The following is a 17,346-nucleotide window of genomic DNA, read 5'->3' on the forward strand; positions in this document are numbered from 1 at the left end:
CCACACGCGCCTTGGAGATGCGTCCCACCGTGGCGGGAGTGAGGTCTCCGGAGATCTCCACCAACGAGAAGGAGGGGTAGATGTCGATGCGGCCCAGGTCCGAGCCGTTGATGCCGCCCTCGCCGGTGATCGCGCCGACGATGGCACCGGGACGCACGCCGTCCTTCTTGCCGACCTCGACACGGTAGCGTCGCGCGGAGCCCGAACCCACGGGGCGGGCGCCACCGCGGCGACGCGCGCCGTCACGACCGCCCTTGGGGGAGCGGCCGTCGCGGTCACGGCCCTCCTCGAAGGAGGCCGCGACGAACTCGCCGTTCTCGTCGACCTGCTCCTCGCGGCGCACACGGCCCTCGCCGCGGCGGTCCCGGGCCACGCGCGGGGCGGGGCCCTCGTCACCGACGGCGCGCGCCATGAGGGCGGCCGCCACATCGGCCAGGTCCAGGTCGGAGGTGTCGTGGAACTCCTCCAGGAGACGGTGGTAGAGGTCGAGGCGTCCGCGTTCGATCCGCCCACCGAGACCCTCGAGCACGCGACGCGCGCGGAACTCCGACACCTCGGCGGGGGTGGGGATCGGCACCTCCTCCATGCGGGTGCCCGTCAGGCGCTCGATCTGGCGCAGACGTGAGCGTTCGCGCGGGGTGAAGAAAGTCAGCGACAGGCCCGTGCGGCCCGCGCGCCCGGTGCGCCCGATGCGGTGCACGTAGGCCTCGGCCTCGCGCGGCACGTCGAAGTTCACGACCAGCCCGATGCGCTCGACGTCCAGGCCGCGGGCCGCCACGTCGGTGGCGACCAGCACGTCCAGGGTGCCGTTGCGCAGGCGCTCGACGAGGCGCTCACGCTCGGCCTGGGCGACGTCCCCGGAGATGCCGGAGGCCTTGAACCCCCGTGCGGAGAGGTCCAGGGCGACCTCCTCGACATCGGCGCGGGTACGCACGAACACGAGGGCTGCATCCGCGTCGCGGGTGGCGAGCACACGGCCCAGGGATCCGAGCTTGTGCTTGAAGGGCACCACTGCGTAGGTCTGGTGGATCGTGTCGACCGTCGACGACTCCTGCGAGACGGCGATCTTGACGGGGTCGTGCAGGTGCGTCTTGGCGACGCGCTCGATGGCGGCGGGCATCGTCGCGGAGAAGAGCGCGGTGAGCCGGTTTTCGGGGACGGAGGAGGCGATGGTCTCCACGTCCTCGGCGAAGCCCATGCGCAGCATCTCGTCGGCCTCGTCCAGGACGAGCATGCGCACGTGGGAGAGCTTGAGCGCGCCCTTCTCGATGAGGTCGATGATGCGTCCGGGCGTGCCGACGACCACCTGTGCGCCCGCGCGCAGGGCGTGCAGCTGCGGACCGTAGGCGGAGCCACCGTAGACGGCGACCACCTCGACATTGCGGGAACGGGAGGCGAAGTCCTCGATGGCCTGCGCGGACTGCATGGCGAGCTCACGGGTGGGAGCCAGGACCAGGGCCTGGACGTCGCGCTCGGCGGGGTCGATCATCGCCAGCAGCGGCAGACCGAACGCCGCGGTCTTCCCGGTGCCGGTCTGGGCGACGCCGACGACGTCGCGGTGGTCCAGCAGCGGGGGGATCGCGGCGGCCTGGATGGGGGTCGGCTCGACGAAGCCCATGCCGGTGACGGCCTCGAGGAGTTCCTCGGGCAGGCCCAGGGAGGCGAAGGTCGACGAGGGCGTCCCTTCCTCGTCCCGGTCGGTGTCCGCAACGGCGGACCCGGAGTCGGAGGAGGTGCCGGGGGCGGGCTCAGCAGGGGCAGCGGACTCCTCGACGGATTCTGCGGGCTCCTCGTCAGGGGTCTCCGTCGCGGGCGCGGTCTCCGCGGCCGGGTGCGTGCCGGCAACAGGTGCCTCGGTGGCAGGAGCCGGGGCGGTGTCGGTGCCGGTGGGGGCGACGGGCTCCGTGAGCACGTCGGACAGGGTCAGTTCAGGGGTGTCGGGCACAGTGTCCTCAAGGGGTCGTGGTGTTGTCGAAGCCGTGGTCCCAGACCAGGGCCGGGCCGGTGGTCGGCCTTCGGCGCGGCCTCGACTCACCAACAACACTCACCGGTCCGTGCCGGTCACCATCACTGTGGGGCTGCGCCTCATCGCCCGACCAGCCTAGCCGGGGCCGTCCCGCAGGTGGAGGAGGGACCCGGTGACATCCCTCACCGGGTCCCGGAGCGGGAGGCGGGCCCGCGCCGGGGATCAGGCAGGCGAGCGCATGATGCGCAGTGCCGCGACCACGGAGAGCGCAGCCATGGCGAGCGCGATCAACGAGGCCGGGAGGTAGTCCACCCCACCCGTGTGGCGCCACAGGGCCAACGCGATGGAGACCACCGCCAGCTCCAGGGCCGCACCCGCGTTGTCCGCGACCTGCAACCAGGAGGACACCTTTCCGTGCTCCGGGCGTGCCACCATGCCCAGGGCGAGGTCGGAGAGCGTCGACTGCACCATCCCGATCCCCAGCCCCGAGAAGAACCACCCGACCAGGGCCACCCACACGGGCATCCACTCCCACACGAGGGCTGCCACGGGGAGGAAACCCAGTGTCAGCAGCACGGTTCCCACCAGCGGGAGCCGACGCCGGGCCCGGGGATCCACCACCCGGGTCTGGAGGGAGGCCCCCATCGCCCAGGAGACCGAGCCGAGCGTGACCGCCACGGAGGCCTGCTCGACGCTCCATCCGTGGACGCGTTGGAGGACCAGCGGTACGAAGGCAGTGGCACCCATCAGCGATCCCATGGCGAGGAACCGTGTGGCGATGACGGCGGGGATGCCCAGTTCCAGGCGCAGGGTGCCCCGTGGCAACAGGCGGGGCAGGGCCCACGCCGTCAGGAGGGCACCGAGCAACGCGAGGCCCGCCGTCCTCCACCCACCCACTGCGCCGGCGAGCTGCAGGGCCACGACCCCCGCCCCGGCCCCGAGCGCCAGGCGCGCCAGGTGGGGGAGGTCGACGTCGGCGCCGCCGGTGGGCAGGTCCATGCGCCGCATCTGGGCCAGCAGGGGCACGCCCGCCAGGAGCGCGAGGGCCGGCACCACACCGAAAACCGGGCGCCACCCCCACTGTGAGGTGACGAGGCCCGCAATGGCCGGCCCGACCAGGGAGGGCAGGACCCAGGCGAGGGAGAACGCGGCGAAGAACGAGGCCCGGTGCCTCTCGGTGGCCACGGACCCCACCAGCACGTAGAGCGGCACGATGACCATGCCGCCCCCGATCCCCTGGACGACGCGCCCCGCCACGAAGACCGCGACGTGGGGGGCGAGTGCGCACATCACCAGGCCGAGGACGAAGAGCCCCATCCCGCCCAGCAGCACCGGCCGGGCCCCTCGGGAGTCGGAGAGTGCACCGGCGAGCACCGTGGCGAGCAGTTGCGCGGCCAGGGCTGCTCCCGAGGCCACGGAGAACCAGGACTCGGCCCCGAGGTCGTGGACCACGGCAGGCATGATCGTGGTGGTGGCCAGGGCCTCGAACGCACTCAGCGTGATGAGTGCGACGGAGCTGATGAGCAGGGAGACCTCCTGGCGCGACCAGGGCACGCCCGTCCCAGCGTCACCGGGAGGGACCGGACGCGCATCCTCGGGGTCCGGTATGGGAGAGGTCATGGGGGGCATCGTCCCACCTCCGTTCGAGGACGGGCAACCAGTGCGGGCGCGCCGGTGGAGGGGCACCGTTCCCGACCCCGGTGTCGGCCCGGACGCCTGTTCCCGCCGCCTGCCGCCACGGCCCTGCCCGGGTGCTGAGGGAGGTGCGGACGGCATTGGAGGTGACCGCGGCCCGCGCGTAGACTCGTGCCCGCCTCCGCCCGTCTCGCGGACGGCACCGACGAAAGGAATATCAGTGCTGCGCACCCACAACATCGCGAGCCTGGGCACCGACATGGTGGGCCGGACCGTGACGCTCGCAGGCTGGGTCGACCGACGGCGTGACCATGGTGGCGTCGCCTTCGTGGACCTGCGCGACGCCTCTGGGATCGTCCAGGTGGTCGTCCGTGACGAGTCCGTCGCCCACGAGCTCCGCTCCGAGTACGTCCTCAGGGTCACCGGTGAGGTCAGTGCCCGTCCGGAGGGCAACGAGAACCCGAACCTGGTCACCGGCGCCATCGAGGTCATGGGTGACGACATCGAGATCCTCAACCCCTCCGCGCCCCTGCCCTTCCAGGTCTCCTCCAATGCCGAGGACGCCGGCAACGTGGGCGAGGAGACGCGGCTGAAGTACCGCTACCTCGACCTGCGTCGCGAACCCGAGCAGCACGCCCTGCGCCTGCGTTCCCACGTCTCGCGCGTGGCCCGCGACGCCCTCTACGACCACGACTTCGTCGAGATCGAGACCCCGACACTGACACGCTCCACCCCGGAGGGGGCGCGTGACTTCCTGGTGCCGGCCCGTCTGTCACCCGGATGCTGGTACGCACTGCCCCAGTCCCCCCAGCTCTTCAAGCAGCTGCTCATGGTGGCCGGGATGGAGAAGTACTTCCAGATCGCGCGGTGCTACCGCGACGAGGACTTCCGCGCCGACCGCCAGCCGGAGTTCACCCAGCTCGACATCGAGATGAGCTTCGTCGAGCAGGACGACGTCATCGCGGTCGCGGAGGACGTGCTCAAGCGGGTGTGGGCCCTCATCGGTTACGAGATCGCGACCCCGATCCCACGCATGACCTTCAAGGATGCGATGGAACGCTTCGGTTCCGACAAGCCCGACCTGCGCTTCGGCCAGGAGCTCGTCGACCTCACCGCCTACTTCCAGGACACGACGTTCCGGGTCTTCAAGGCTCCCTATGTCGGGGCCGTGGTCATGCCCGGAGGCGGCTCACAGCCCCGCCGCACCTTCGACAAGTGGCAGGAGTGGGCCCGGGCGCGCGGCGCCAAGGGCCTCGCCTACGTCACGGTCGGTGAGGACGGCACCCTCGGCGGCCCCGTCGCCAAGAACATCACCGAGGCCGAGCGTGACGGCCTGGCCTCCGCCACCGGCGCCCAGCCCGGCGACTGCATCTTCTTCGGTGCAGGCGCCCCGGACCGCACACGCGAGTTGCTGGGCGCTGCGCGTCTGGAGATCGGTCGTCGCTGCGACCTCATCGATCCCGACGCCTGGGCCTTCACCTGGGTTGTCGACGCTCCGCTGTTCAAGCCCTCGGGTGAGGCAGTGGCCGAAGGAGACGTGGCCCTGGGCCACTCGAAGTGGACGGCGGTCCACCACGCCTTCACCTCGCCCAAGCCCGAATGCCTGGACACCTTCGACACGGACCCGGGATCGGCCCTGGCCTATGCCTACGACATCGTGTGCAACGGGAACGAGATCGGCGGCGGCTCCATCCGTATCCACCGCCGCGACGTGCAGGAGCGGGTCTTCCAGGTCATGGGGATCGGGGAGGAGGAAGCCCAGGAGAAGTTCGGCTTCCTGCTCGACGCCTTCAAGTTCGGCGCCCCGCCCCACGGGGGGATCGCCTTCGGCTGGGACCGCATCGTGGCGCTGCTGACGAAGGCGGAGTCGATCCGCGACGTCATCGCCTTCCCCAAGTCGGGTGGCGGCTACGACCCGCTCACGGAGGCTCCCGCACCCATCACACCCGCCCAACGCAAGGAGGCAGGCGTGGACGCCGTCCCGCGCAGGCGCGGTGAGGAGTCGGAGGGCGAGGCCGAGGAGGCCGATCGCTCCACGGTGGCCGACACAGCCCGTCCAGGAACCCACTGAGGGAACCACGCCGGGGGCGACATTCCCCCTGGAGGCCCGGGTGCACGGGGAGACCCACGCACCCGGGCCGCCCTCGTCGGGCCGCGCGCCGAGCGCGTTCCCACACCCCGCCAGCCCACCCTCGCACCCAGCCCCGAGCGTCACCAGGAGTCGACCATGCCACTTCCCGAGTACCTGCACCCTGCCCCCTGCGGGGCGCCTGATGCCTCCATGACACTCAGCGGTGACCACTGGCGCATCCAGGTCCTCACCGAACGCCTCATCCGCCTGGAGTGGTCCCCCTCGGGCAGCTTCGAGGACCGGCCGACGCAGATGGTCGCCGACCGGGGCTTCACGCCCGTGGAGGCCCGGCTCACGCGCACCCCGCGCCCCGGAGGCGAGGACGTCCTGGTGCGCACCCCGCACCTGACGCTGAGCTACGACGGTGAGGTCTTCTCCACCCACGGCCTCTCCGCCTCGGTGGTGCAGGGTGCGGAATGGGGCGGGACGTGGCGGTGGGGCCTGGACGACTCACTGGAGGACATCCACTTCCGCAACCTCGGGGGCACCGCCCGCACCCTGGACGGGGTCGACGGGCGCTGTGCGCTGGAGCCGGGGGTGATGGACGGACGTGGTGTCACCGCACTGGCCGATCCCAGCCCCGCCCTTACCCGCTCGGGGTGGGTCGAGCCGCGGGAGGAGGGGGCCCTGGACCTCTACCTCTTCGCCCACGGGCGCGACTTCCGTGGTGCGATCGCCGACTTCTACCGCCTCACCGGCCCCCAGCCAGTCATCCCGCGTTTCGCGCTGGGCAATTGGTGGAGTCGCTACCACCGCTACAGCGAGGCGGAGTACCGCACGCTGTTGGACACCTTCGCCGATCACCACGTGCCCCTGTCCGTGGCGGTCCTCGACATGGACTGGCACCTGGTGGACCTGCCGTTGGAGTTCGGGTCGGGGTGGACAGGGTTCACGTGGAACTCCGAACTCTTCCCGGATCCCGCCGGCTTCGCCACCTTCCTCCACGAGCGCGGCCTGGCACTGACCCTGAACCTGCACCCGGCCGAGGGGGTGCGGGCCTTCGAGGAGGCCTACACCCGCATGGCCGAGCGTCTGGGTATCGACCCCGCCTCCGGGGACCCCGTGGTCTTCGACCCCTCCGACCCCGAGGGGATGGCCGCCTACCTGGAGGAGGTCATCGCACCCCTGGAGGAGGACGGGGTCGACTTCTGGTGGATCGACTGGCAGCAGGGCTCCCACACGCGCGTGCCCGGCCTGGATCCCCTGTGGATCCTCAACCACCTCCACGTCCTCGACTCGGCACGCCGACACGGTGGACGCGGCCTCACCCTGTCGCGCTACGCGGGCCCCGGATCGCACCGCTACCCGGTGGGCTTCTCGGGCGACACCGTCGTGTCCTGGGACTCCCTGGCCTTCCAGCCGGAGTTCACCGCCACCGCCTCGAACATCGGGTACGGCTGGTGGAGCCACGACATCGGTGGCCACATGTCGGGGGTGCGTGACGGCGAGCTGCAGACCCGGTGGGTCCAGCTGGGGGTCTTCAGCCCGGTCCTGCGCCTCCACTCGACGAACAACCCCTTCGGCTCCAAGGAGCCCTGGCAGTTCGGGATGCGCGAGTGCGCCGTGCAGGAGACCTACCTGCGACTGCGCCACCGGCTGGTGCCCTACCTCCACACGGAGCAGCTGTGGGGGCACGAGGCCCTCCAACCACTGGTCCAGCCCATGTACTGGGAGGACCCGGAGTCCCGCGGGGCATGGGAGGTGCCCAACGAGTTCATGTTCGGGCGCAGCCTGCTCGTCGCCCCGGTCACCACTCCGGCCTCCCGGACCACGGACATGGCAGCCGTCCCGGTCTGGCTGCCGGAGGGCAGCTGGACGGACCTCCTCACCGGACTCACCTACGAGGGCGGCCGTCGGGTCCTCATGCACCGCCCGCTGGAGACCCTTCCCGTCCTGGCCCGGCCGGGCACGGTGCTGCCCCTGGCGGGCCTGGACGAGGACGACCCAGCCGTCGCCTCCGTGGAGGCCCCGGCCTCACTGGAGGTCGTCGTCGTGGCGGGTGCCGACGGGGAGTACGCCCTGGTCGAGGACGACGGTGTCGAGGGCGGCGCGCGGGCGACGACGCGTCTGACCTGGGAGGACGCCACGGGCACCCTGACCGTCCACCCGCTGCGGGGGGACGCCGGACTCGTTCCCGGGCTGCGTCGGGTGCGTGTGCGGGTCCTCGACGCCCGGACGGGCGACACCGCTTCCCTCGATCCCTCCACCGGTGCACTGGTCACCGGAACCGTCGAGGTCACGCCGGAGGCGGGAGCCGTCCTCGTCACCGGGAGCACCGGAACTGCGGGGCCTGCTCGGGCGGATGTCGAGCGTCGCGTGCGCGACCTCCTGGAGCGTGCCTCCACGGGGTTGGACCTCAAGGTCGCCCTGATGGACGACGCGGCCTCGGGGTCACCGGCGCGTGCGCTGTCCGCGTTGTTCGCCCGCGAGGTCCCCGACGAGTTGCGCTCCGCCCTGGCGGAGATCCTCTCGGCGGGGGAGTGGTGAGACCGGGCTGCGGCAGGGGCGGGCACGGCGCGACGCGGGGCGTCCGCCCCCGTAGACTCACCCCAACGGGAGGGAGGACGCCATGTGGGGGTCGTACTGGGATGATCCGTGGGTGCTCGCCGAGTGGCCACTGCTGCGCCGTCGGCGCCTGTCCGGGGCGGACGTCCGCGTGCGCCCCACCGACGACGGGATCGCGGTGCGCATCCCCGCTGACGGCTTCGAGTCCGTCCTCGTGGCGGGTGAGGAGGTCGCCGACCTCATGGGTGAGGCCGTGGCCGGTTCGGACCGCGTGCTCGTCATGGGTGAGGTCGGCCCGCAGGTGCGCGAAGCACTGAGCGCTGCGGGTTTCGAGGAACGTCGGCAGTGGGACTGGTACTCGGTGACCGAGGACCGCGACCCGACCTCCACCACCCTGGAGCTCCTGGAGGACCCGGGGGAGGTCCAGGCACTCCTGTTGGGGTCCTACCCGCTGGCCGACCGCCGCACCTCCACCAACGGTCGTTGGTGGGGACTGCACCGGGACGGCACGCTGGTGGCAGCTGGCGCCGCCGACACCTGGCGCGGACACGGGGCGGACGGGACCGTCGACTGGAACTCCCACCTGCGCTCCTTCACGGTCCACCACGACTTCCGCGGTGAGGGCATCGGCCTGACGGTGTTCGCCCAGATGCTCTTCGAGGAGTGGCGGCGTTCCGGGTGGGTGCAGTGGAGCACCTGGGGTGACTCCCCCGAGACCAGGGGCCTCATGCGCTCCCTGGGTCTGGAGCCGGTGGTGCACGTGACGAACTTCCGACCCGTCGGGCAGTCCTCCCCGACCACGGGCTACCCCGGGGCCGAGACGGCCTGAGCGACCGCATCCCGGGACCGCCTGCACGAGGCCGTGACGTGGGGCACACTGGTGCCATGTCGTACGTCGAGATGCACCCCGTGAACCCACAGGTCCGCTTCGTGAACAAGACGGTCGAACTCCTGGAGGAGGGTGGCACCATCGCCCTGCCCACGGACTCCGGCTACGCGATCGCCTGCATGCTCGGGAACAAGGAGGGCATGGACGTCATCCGGTCGGTGCGCCGTCTGGACGACAAGCACAACTTCTCGCTGCTGTGCCACTCCTTCGCCCAACTGGGGGAGCTCGTCATCGTCGACAACTCCGAGTTCCGCACCATCAAGGCCCTCACCCCGGGCCCCTACACCTTCATCCTGCCGGGGACCAAGGAGGTCCCCCGCATGACGCTCAACCGGAAGAAGCACACCGTGGGGGTGCGCATCCCCGACCACGTCATCACCCAGGCCGTGGTGGGGGCACTCGGACAGCCCCTCCTGTGCTCCACGCTGATCATGCCCGGCGAGTCCGAGCCGCTCACCGACGGCCACGAGGTGGACGACCGCATCGGCAAGCAGGTCGACCTCGTGATCGTCGGTCCCGTCGGGGACGCGGAACCGACCACTGTCATCGACTACACCTCCGGTCGTCCGGTCATCGCCCGGCAGGGGGCGGGGGACACCTCCCTCTTCGAGTGAGTCCGTGCCCGACGGCGGGATCCCGCAGTGGTGGGGTGCGCGCTGCGGGCCCACGGCCACCGGTGGGCCGCGTCCCGGGCGCGCCGGAGTGGACCCGGTCGGGTGCGGCAGGCGCCCGTGGTGCCGCCTAGGCTGGGGACATGGACCTCTTCGACGCGCAGGGAGTCGACGACACGGGCGTCCCCTCCTACTCCGCCAGGGCACCGCTGGCCGTGCGGATGCGGCCCACCAGCCTGGACGAGGTGGTCGGGCAGGACCACCTCCTCGGGGAGGGTGCCCCCCTGCGCCGTCTCCTCGAACCCGCCCGCGAGGGCGCCCCCGTCGTCTCCTCCGTCATCCTCTGGGGCCCACCCGGCACCGGGAAGACGACCCTCGCCTACCTGGTCGCACGCGCCTCCGGGCGCCACTTCGAGGAGCTCTCCGCGGTCTCGGCCGGGGTCAAGGACATCCGTGAGGTCGTGGCATCCGCCAAACGGCGCACCGCCGCCACGGGGGAGGACACGGTCCTCTTCGTCGACGAGGTCCACCGCTTCTCGAAGTCCCAGCAGGACGCCCTGCTCCCCGCGGTGGAGAACCGGTGGGTGACGCTGGTCGCGGCCACCACGGAGAACCCCTCCTTCTCCGTGATCTCACCCCTGCTCTCCCGATCCCTGCTGCTCACCCTGCACCCGCTGGACGAGGCCGCGATCCGCGTCCTCGTGGACCGGGCCCTCACGGACACGCGTGGTCTGGGGGGCCGGCTCACCCTCGAGGAGGACGCGACCTCCGCCCTCGTCCACGTGGCCGGGTCCGACGCCCGCCGGTCGCTGACCCTGCTGGAGGCTGCGGCGGGAGCCGCCCGTGACGCCGGTCGCGGCGACATCTCCGTGGAGGACGTGGAGGCCGCCGCCAACCAGGCGCTGGTGCGCTGGGACCAGGACCAGCACTACGACGTGACCTCCGCCTTCATCAAGTCCATGCGGGGATCCGACGTGGACGCCGCGATCCACTACCTCGCCCGCATGATCGAGGCGGGGGAGGACCCCCGTTTCATCGCCCGGCGCATCATGATCTGCGCCTCCGAGGACGTCGGCCTGGCGGCCCCGGAGATCCTGCCGCTCACCGTGGCGGCCGCCCAGGCCGTGGCACTGGTCGGCATGCCCGAGGCCCAGCTGATCCTCTCCGAGGCCGTCATCGCGGTGGCGACAGCGCCGAAGTCCAACGCCGCCACCACCGCGATCTTCCAGGCGCTCGCCGACCTGCGTGCCGGGAAGGGCGGCCCGGTCCCCGCCCACCTCAGGGACGCCCACTACGCCGGTGCGGAGGGGCTCGGACACGGGAAGGGGTACGTCTACGCCCACGACGCCCCCCACTCCGTCGCCGCCCAGCAGTACCTGCCCGACGACCTGGTGGGGACCCGGTACTACGAGCCCACCACCAACGGGACTGAGGCGATGATCACGAAGCGCCTGGCGCGCATCAGGGAACTGCTGGCCATGCGGTAGCATGTCAGGGCTGTCCGCCGGGAGGCGGGCGACCACCTGGGGTCTTGGCCGAAGGACACATGTCCGGGAGTGGACCCCATGCCACCGGTGACCCACCGGGGGCATGACACGAGAGACAGGAAAGGCCACCAATGGCACAGAATCGTTCACGCAAGCAGGTGCGGGAGTCCCGCGCCCTGGGCATCGCCCTGACCCCGAAGGCCGTGCGCTACTTCGAGAAGCGCCCCTACGGCCCCGGCGAGCACGGCCGGTCCCGTCGTCGTCAGGACTCCGACTACGCCGTGCGTCTGAAGGAGAAGCAGCGTCTGCGCGCCCAGTACGGCATCCGTGAGGCCCAGATGCAGCGCGTCTTCGAGGTCGCCCGTCGTGAGTCCGGCCTGACCGGTGAGAACCTGGTCGAGCTCCTCGAGATGCGTCTCGACGCCCTGGTCCTGCGTGCCGGCTTCGCCCGCACCATCCAGCAGGCACGCCAGTTCGTCGTGCACCGTCACATCCTCGTCGACGGCCAGATCGTCGACCGTCCCTCCTTCCGCGTGCGCCCCGGCCAGACCCTCCAGGCCAAGCCGAAGTCGCAGACGCGCGTTCCCTTCGAGGTCGCAGCTGCCGGCATCCACCGCGACGTGCTGCCCGCCGTCCCGGACTACCTCGACGTGAACCTTGAGCACCTCAAGGCCACCCTGGTGCGCCGCCCCAAGCGTGCAGAGGTCCCGGTGACCTGCGACGTGCAGATGGTCGTCGAGTACTACTCGCGCTGACCCACACTGGACGCCGGGCCCCGGGAGCACCACTGCTCCCGGGGTCGTCCGGTACCCGGGGCACTGTCCCACCCGTTCCTTCTCCCACCACCACGAGGACACATGCGCACCTCTGAGATCCGCACCCGCTGGCTCGACTACTTCCGGTCGAAGGACCACGTGATCCGCCCCTCGGTCCCCCTGATCTCCCCGGACCCCTCGATCCTCTTCACGATCGCCGGGATGGTCCCCTTCATCCCCTACATCACGGGAGTCGAGCCGGCGCCGTGGCCGCGCGTGGCCTCGGTCCAGAAGTGCATCCGCACCAATGACATCGACAACGTCGGTCGCACCACGCGCCACGGCACGTTCTTCCAGATGAACGGCAACTTCTCCTTCGGGGACTACTTCAAGGAGGGGGCCATCGACTTCGCGTGGGACCTCCTGACGGGCTCCGAGGAGGACGGCCGCTACGGCCTCGACGGTGACCGCCTGTGGGTCACCCTCTGGGAGCACGACGACGAGGCCATGGACGTCCTCACACGCAAGATCGGGATGGACCCCCACCACATCGTGCGCCTGCCCCGCGAGGAGAACTTCTGGGACACCGGCCAGCCTGGGCCCGCAGGCTCCTGCTGCGAGTGGCACTACGACCGCGGCCCCGCCTACGGCCCCGAGGCCGAGGGCGGCACCGTGGACCCCGGCGGTGACCGCTACCTGGAGCTGTGGAACCTGGTCTTCGACCAGTACATGCGTGGCGAGGGCGAGGGCAAGGACTACCCCCTGCTGGGAGAACTCGACCAGAAGGCCATCGACACCGGAGCGGGCCTGGAGCGCCTGGCCTTCGTCCTCCAGGACAAGGCCAACATGTACGAGATCGACGAGGTCTTCCCCGTCATCGAGGCCGTGCAGGAGATGTCGGGGCGCCACTACCGCGCCGACGAGGAGGACGATGTGCGCATGCGCATCGTCGCCGACCACGTGCGCTCCTCCATGATGCTGATCTCCGACGGCGTGCGCCCCGGCAATGACGGGCGCGGGTACGTCCTGCGCCGCCTCATGCGTCGCGCCATCCGGTCCATGCGCCTCCTGGGCGTGGACGCACCCACCCTTCCGACCCTGTTCCCGGTCTCGCGTGACGCCATGTCGCCCTCGTACCCGGAACTCGTCACCGACTGGGACACGATCTCCGACGTCGCCTACGGCGAGGAGGAGGCGTTCCGCCGCACGCTCTCGGCGGGCACCACGATCCTGGACACGGCGGTCGCCCACGCCAAGGAGGCGGGCGGTCCGAGCCTGATCTCGGGTGCCCAGGCCTTCGCCCTGCACGACACCTACGGTTTCCCCATCGACCTCACCCTGGAGATGGCGGCCGAACAGGGCGTCCACGTCGACGAGCAGGGGTTCCGCACCCTCATGGAGGAGCAGAAGGAGCGTGCCCGCGCCGACGCCCGCGCGAAGAAGACGGGGCACGCTGACGTGCGCGTCTTCCATGACCTCGAGCGCCGCATGGGTGGGGGCTCCCACTTCCTGGGCTACACGGAGACCGCCGCGGAGGCCGAGGTCGAGGCCCTCCTGGTCGACGGCCAGTCGGTGCCCGCGGCGACGGCTCCCGCCGAGGTCGAGGTCATCCTGGACCGGACTCCCTTCTACGCGGAGATGGGCGGACAGCTCGCCGACCACGGCACCATCCGGACCTCGGAGGGCGCGGTGGTCGAGGTGCACGACGTGCAGGCACCCGTCAAGGGGCTCTCCGTGCACCGCGGCACCCTCACCGAGGGCACCCTCACCCAGGGTGCGAAGGCGTGGGCGGAGATCGACCCGGTGCGCCGCACGGCGATCGCCCGTGCACACACCGCCACGCACATGGTGCACAAGGCCCTCCACGAGATCGTCTCGGACACGGCCACCCAGGCCGGTTCCGAGAACGCGCCCTCGCGACTGCGCTTCGACTTCCGTCACGGCTCCGCCCTGGACGCGGACCAGGTGGAGGGCATCGAGGAGCTCGTCAACGAGAAGCTCGCCGAGGACCTCCCCGTCACCTCTGAGGTCATGCCCATCGAAGAGGCCCGCACCACCGGTGCGATGGCGCTCTTCGGTGAGAAGTACGGCAAGGAGGTGCGCGTGGTCTCCATCGGGGGAGACTGGTCGAAGGAGTTCTGCGCCGGCACGCACATGCCCACCACAGGTACCCTCGGCCGCGTCGCCGTCCTGGGTGAGGCGTCCATCGGGTCGGGCGTGCGTCGCATCGACGCGTTGGTCGGGGACGGAGCCTACGAGTTCCAGGCGAAGGAGCACGCCCTCGTCTCCCAGCTGGCTGCCCTGGTGGGTGGACGCCCCCAGGACCTCCCGGACCGTGTGGGCACCATGATGACGAAGATCCGCGCCTTCGAGCGCAGTGTCGCCGAGCTGCGCACGAGGATCGCGCTGTCCCGGGCACAGGAGGTCGCCGACTCGGCGGCCCTGCACGGGTCGACGATGCTCGCGACCTTCGACGTCGGGGAGATCGCCTCCACCGACGCCCTGCGTGAGCTCGCCCTGGACGTGCGCAGGCGTCTGGGCGACGAGCACCCGGCCGTCGTGGCCCTCGTCGGTGTCAATGACGGCAAGCCCGGGGTCGTGGTGGCCACGAACGCCTCCGCCCGGACGTCGGGACTGCGTGCCGGTCAGCTGGTCCGTGTCGCTGCGAGCGCGCTGGGTGGCGGCGGCGGTGGCCGCGACGACGTCGCCCAGGGTGGGGGGACGGATGCCTCCGCCCTCGACTCCGCGCTGCAGGCGGTGACGACGGAGGTCGACCGCCTGTGAGCATGCGTCGGGGGGTCCGCCTGGGCGTCGACGTGGGCACTGTCCGCATCGGCGTCGCCCGCAGCGACCCCGACGGGATCCTCGCCCTGCCGGTGGAGACCCTGCACCGCGCCGATGACGGGACCGAACTGGACAGGCTGGTCGCCATCGCGCACCAGTTCACCGCCATCGAGGTGGTCGTCGGCCTCCCGCGGCACCTCCGGGGGTCCGAGGGGGTCTCCGCCAAGGGCGCCAGGCGCTACGCGCGACGGATCGCGAACGCACTGCCGGAGGTCCGTGTGTGCCTCGTCGATGAGAGACTAAGCTCCAACCAGGCGCACCACCGGTTGCGTGAGTCCGGGGTCCCCGAGAGGGAGCACCGGGCGGTCGTGGACCAGGTGGCGGCGCAGGTCATCCTCGAGCAGGCGCTGGAGGAGGAACGACTGGGACAGCACGCCCCGGGCGCCCCCGTGGCGCCGACGACCCGGAAGAACGCACTGTGACCACACCTGAGACGCCGCGGCCTCCCTACCCGACCCGGCGGGAGTACCAACGCGAACAGCGGGACCAGCACCCCGGAGGGGGGCGTACGCCCACCACGACCCGCCCCGCGACCTCCTTCGCCACGGGCGAGACCACCTCGGGACTGCGCTCCCGCCGCCTCGAGCACGAGCGCGCCCGGGCCCGCAAGAGACGTCGTCGGCGTCGCGTGCGCACCTTCCTCGTCCTCGTCGTCGTCATCGGGCTCCTGGGCACCGCCGCGTGGTACGCGATCAGCGCCCTGCGCCAGCCCGGCTCCCAGGTGGAGTCCGACGACTTCCCGGGCCCCGGGACCGGGACCGTGGAGGTCACCGTCGAACGCGGGGACCTGGGGAGCGACATCGGGGCGACACTGGTGGACGAGGGCGTCGTGAAGTCCACGGCGGCCTTCGCCCGTGCCTTCGAGGCGAACAAGGCCTCCGGCTCCATCCGTCCGGGCACGTACACCCTGAGGAAGGAGATGTCGGCCTCGGACGCGGTGGCCGCACTCCTCGACGACGCCAACCGCAGCGACAACACGGTCACGGTGGATGCGGGACAGACGGTTGCGCAGGTGGTCCAGAAGATCGTCGACGTCACGGGTCTGCCCGAGGACCAGGTCACGGAGGCCTTCACGGACTCCGAGGCCATCGGTCTGCCCGCAGAAGCCGGGGGCAACGCTGAGGGCTGGCTCGCACCCGGCGCGTACGAGGTCTCCTCCTCGGACACACCGGAGTCCCTGGCCGCGGAGATGGTGGCGGCCACGGTCAAGGAGCTCGACGACCTGGACGTCCCCTCCGACCAGCGCCAGGAGCTCCTCATCAAGGCCTCCATCCTGGAGCGCGAGGTCAACATCGACCAGTACCTGCCCCAGGTGGCACGTGTCATCGAGAACCGGCTCGACGATCCGGACGGGGAGACCAAGGGCTTCCTGCAGATGGACTCCACGGTGCTCTACGGTCTGGGCAGGACGGGTGGCATCCCCACGGCGGACGAGCTGGCGAAGGACACCCCCTACAACACCTACATCCACAAGGGCCTGCCCCCGGGCCCCATTGCGCAGCCCAGCGTGGCGGCCCTCGAGGCGACCCTGCGACCGGCGGAGGGGGACTGGCTCTACTTCGTCACCGTGAACCTCGACACGGGAGAGACCCTCTTCGCCACCACGCACGCGGAGCAGGAACAGAACCGGAAGAAGCTCGACGAGTACTGCGCGGCCAACCCGGGGAAGTGCTGAGGTGCCCTGGGCGGCGGTGATCGGGTCGCCGATCAGTCACTCGCTCTCACCGGTGCTCCACCGGGCGGCCTGGGACTCACTGGGCCTGGGCGAGGAGTGGGAGTACCTGCGCCTGGAACAGACGGCGGGGACGCTCCCGGCCCTGGTGGCCTCCCTGGACGCGGACTGCGCGGGTCTGTCGGTGACCATGCCCTGCAAGCAGGCGGTCATGCCCCTCCTCGACGCCATCGACCCCCTGGCCGAGGCCGTGGGTTCCACCAACACGGTCGTGCCCGCGGGTCCTGTCCTCACCGGGTTCAACACCGACGTCCACGGCATCCAGCGCGCAGTGACCGAGGCGCGCGGGGCCGCCGGGCTGGGAGCCATCCGTTCCGCAGTCGTCCTGGGCGCGCGCGCCACGGCCTCCTCGGCCCTGGCGGCGCTGGGCACCCTCCACGCCGAGCACATCACGGTGGTCGCGCGTCACTTCGCCGGTCCAGGCACCGTGGCGACGGCCGCGACCCGTCTGGGCATCGAGGTGGAGATGGTGCCGTGGGCCCGGGTGGACGCCGTGCGGGAGGTGATCGGGCGCGCCGACGTGGTGGTGTCCACCGTGCCGGCCGGGGCCGCCGACGACCTGGCCCGCACCCTCACGCCCCGACCCGACCAGGTGCTCCTCGACGTCGTCTACTCACCCCTCGACACGCCCCTGGTCCGGACGTGGCGGAGCCACGGGGCACCTGTCGCCCACGGCCTCGAGATGCTCCTGCACCAGGCCGTCCAGCAGGTGCGCCTGATGACCGGGCGCGACCCCGACATCGCCTGGATGCGTCGCGCCCTGCACGCAGCCGTGGCCCGGACCGCCTGAG

General features: G+C 71.2%; 12 protein-coding genes. 10 read left to right on the forward strand and 2 right to left on the reverse strand.

Annotation, left to right across the window (positions count from 1 at the left end):
* Together BQ9890_RS15785 and BQ9890_RS03500 are read right to left on the reverse strand one after the other, a co-directional pair.
* A partial coding sequence (locus BQ9890_RS15785) for a DEAD/DEAH box helicase (protein ID WP_075892659.1) occupies window positions 1-1,657 on the reverse strand: 1,657 nt, incomplete at its 3' end.
* Window positions 1,658-2,188: 531 nt separating this feature from the next.
* Window positions 2,189-3,586, reverse strand: coding sequence for an MFS transporter (locus BQ9890_RS03500; protein ID WP_195907616.1), 1,398 nt, complete (start codon window positions 3,584-3,586; stop codon window positions 2,189-2,191).
* Window positions 3,587-3,821: 235 nt separating this feature from the next.
* Between BQ9890_RS03500 and aspS the strand changes: the two genes are divergently transcribed.
* The 10 genes from aspS to BQ9890_RS03550 all read left to right on the forward strand — a co-directional run bounded on the left by aspS (window position 3,822) and on the right by BQ9890_RS03550 (window position 17,345).
* On the forward strand, window positions 3,822-5,672 hold the full coding sequence (gene aspS / locus BQ9890_RS03505; protein WP_075889388.1) for an aspartate--tRNA ligase: 1,851 nt from the start codon (window positions 3,822-3,824) through the stop codon (window positions 5,670-5,672).
* Between the two features lie 156 nt (window positions 5,673-5,828).
* Window positions 5,829-8,219: a glycoside hydrolase family 31 protein gene (locus BQ9890_RS03510; RefSeq protein WP_075889390.1), complete on the forward strand. Its 2,391-nt coding sequence runs from the start codon at window positions 5,829-5,831 to the stop codon at window positions 8,217-8,219.
* An 82-nt stretch (window positions 8,220-8,301) separates the two neighbouring features.
* Window positions 8,302-9,066, forward strand: coding sequence for a GNAT family N-acetyltransferase (locus BQ9890_RS03515; RefSeq protein ID WP_075889392.1), 765 nt, complete (start codon window positions 8,302-8,304; stop codon window positions 9,064-9,066).
* Between the two features lie 56 nt (window positions 9,067-9,122).
* Window positions 9,123-9,740, forward strand: coding sequence for an L-threonylcarbamoyladenylate synthase (locus BQ9890_RS03520; protein ID WP_075889394.1), 618 nt, complete (start codon window positions 9,123-9,125; stop codon window positions 9,738-9,740).
* A gap of 140 nt (window positions 9,741-9,880) precedes the next feature.
* On the forward strand, window positions 9,881-11,224 hold the full coding sequence (locus BQ9890_RS03525; protein ID WP_075889396.1) for a replication-associated recombination protein A: 1,344 nt from the start codon (window positions 9,881-9,883) through the stop codon (window positions 11,222-11,224).
* Window positions 11,225-11,355: 131 nt separating this feature from the next.
* Window positions 11,356-11,979, forward strand: coding sequence for a 30S ribosomal protein S4 (gene rpsD, locus BQ9890_RS03530; RefSeq protein ID WP_075889398.1), 624 nt, complete (start codon window positions 11,356-11,358; stop codon window positions 11,977-11,979).
* A 102-nt stretch (window positions 11,980-12,081) separates the two neighbouring features.
* Window positions 12,082-14,763: an alanine--tRNA ligase gene (gene alaS / locus BQ9890_RS03535; protein WP_075889400.1), complete on the forward strand. Its 2,682-nt coding sequence runs from the start codon at window positions 12,082-12,084 to the stop codon at window positions 14,761-14,763.
* Window positions 14,764-14,765: 2 nt separating this feature from the next.
* Entirely contained in the window at window positions 14,766-15,245 is a 480-nt protein-coding gene (ruvX, locus tag BQ9890_RS03540; RefSeq protein WP_075889402.1) for a Holliday junction resolvase RuvX, read from the forward strand.
* Complete coding sequence (mltG, locus tag BQ9890_RS03545; protein WP_230297799.1) at window positions 15,242-16,498, forward strand: endolytic transglycosylase MltG; 1,257 nt, start codon at window positions 15,242-15,244, stop codon at window positions 16,496-16,498. The genes ruvX and mltG overlap by 4 nt, the downstream gene beginning before the upstream one ends.
* A 1-nt stretch (window position 16,499) precedes the next feature.
* Complete coding sequence (locus BQ9890_RS03550; RefSeq protein ID WP_075889404.1) at window positions 16,500-17,345, forward strand: shikimate dehydrogenase; 846 nt, start codon at window positions 16,500-16,502, stop codon at window positions 17,343-17,345.
* Window position 17,346 lies beyond the last annotated feature (1 nt).

The organism is Actinomyces provencensis (assembly GCF_900155435.1).
Taxonomy (GTDB): domain Bacteria; phylum Actinomycetota; class Actinomycetes; order Actinomycetales; family Actinomycetaceae; genus Pauljensenia; species Pauljensenia provencensis.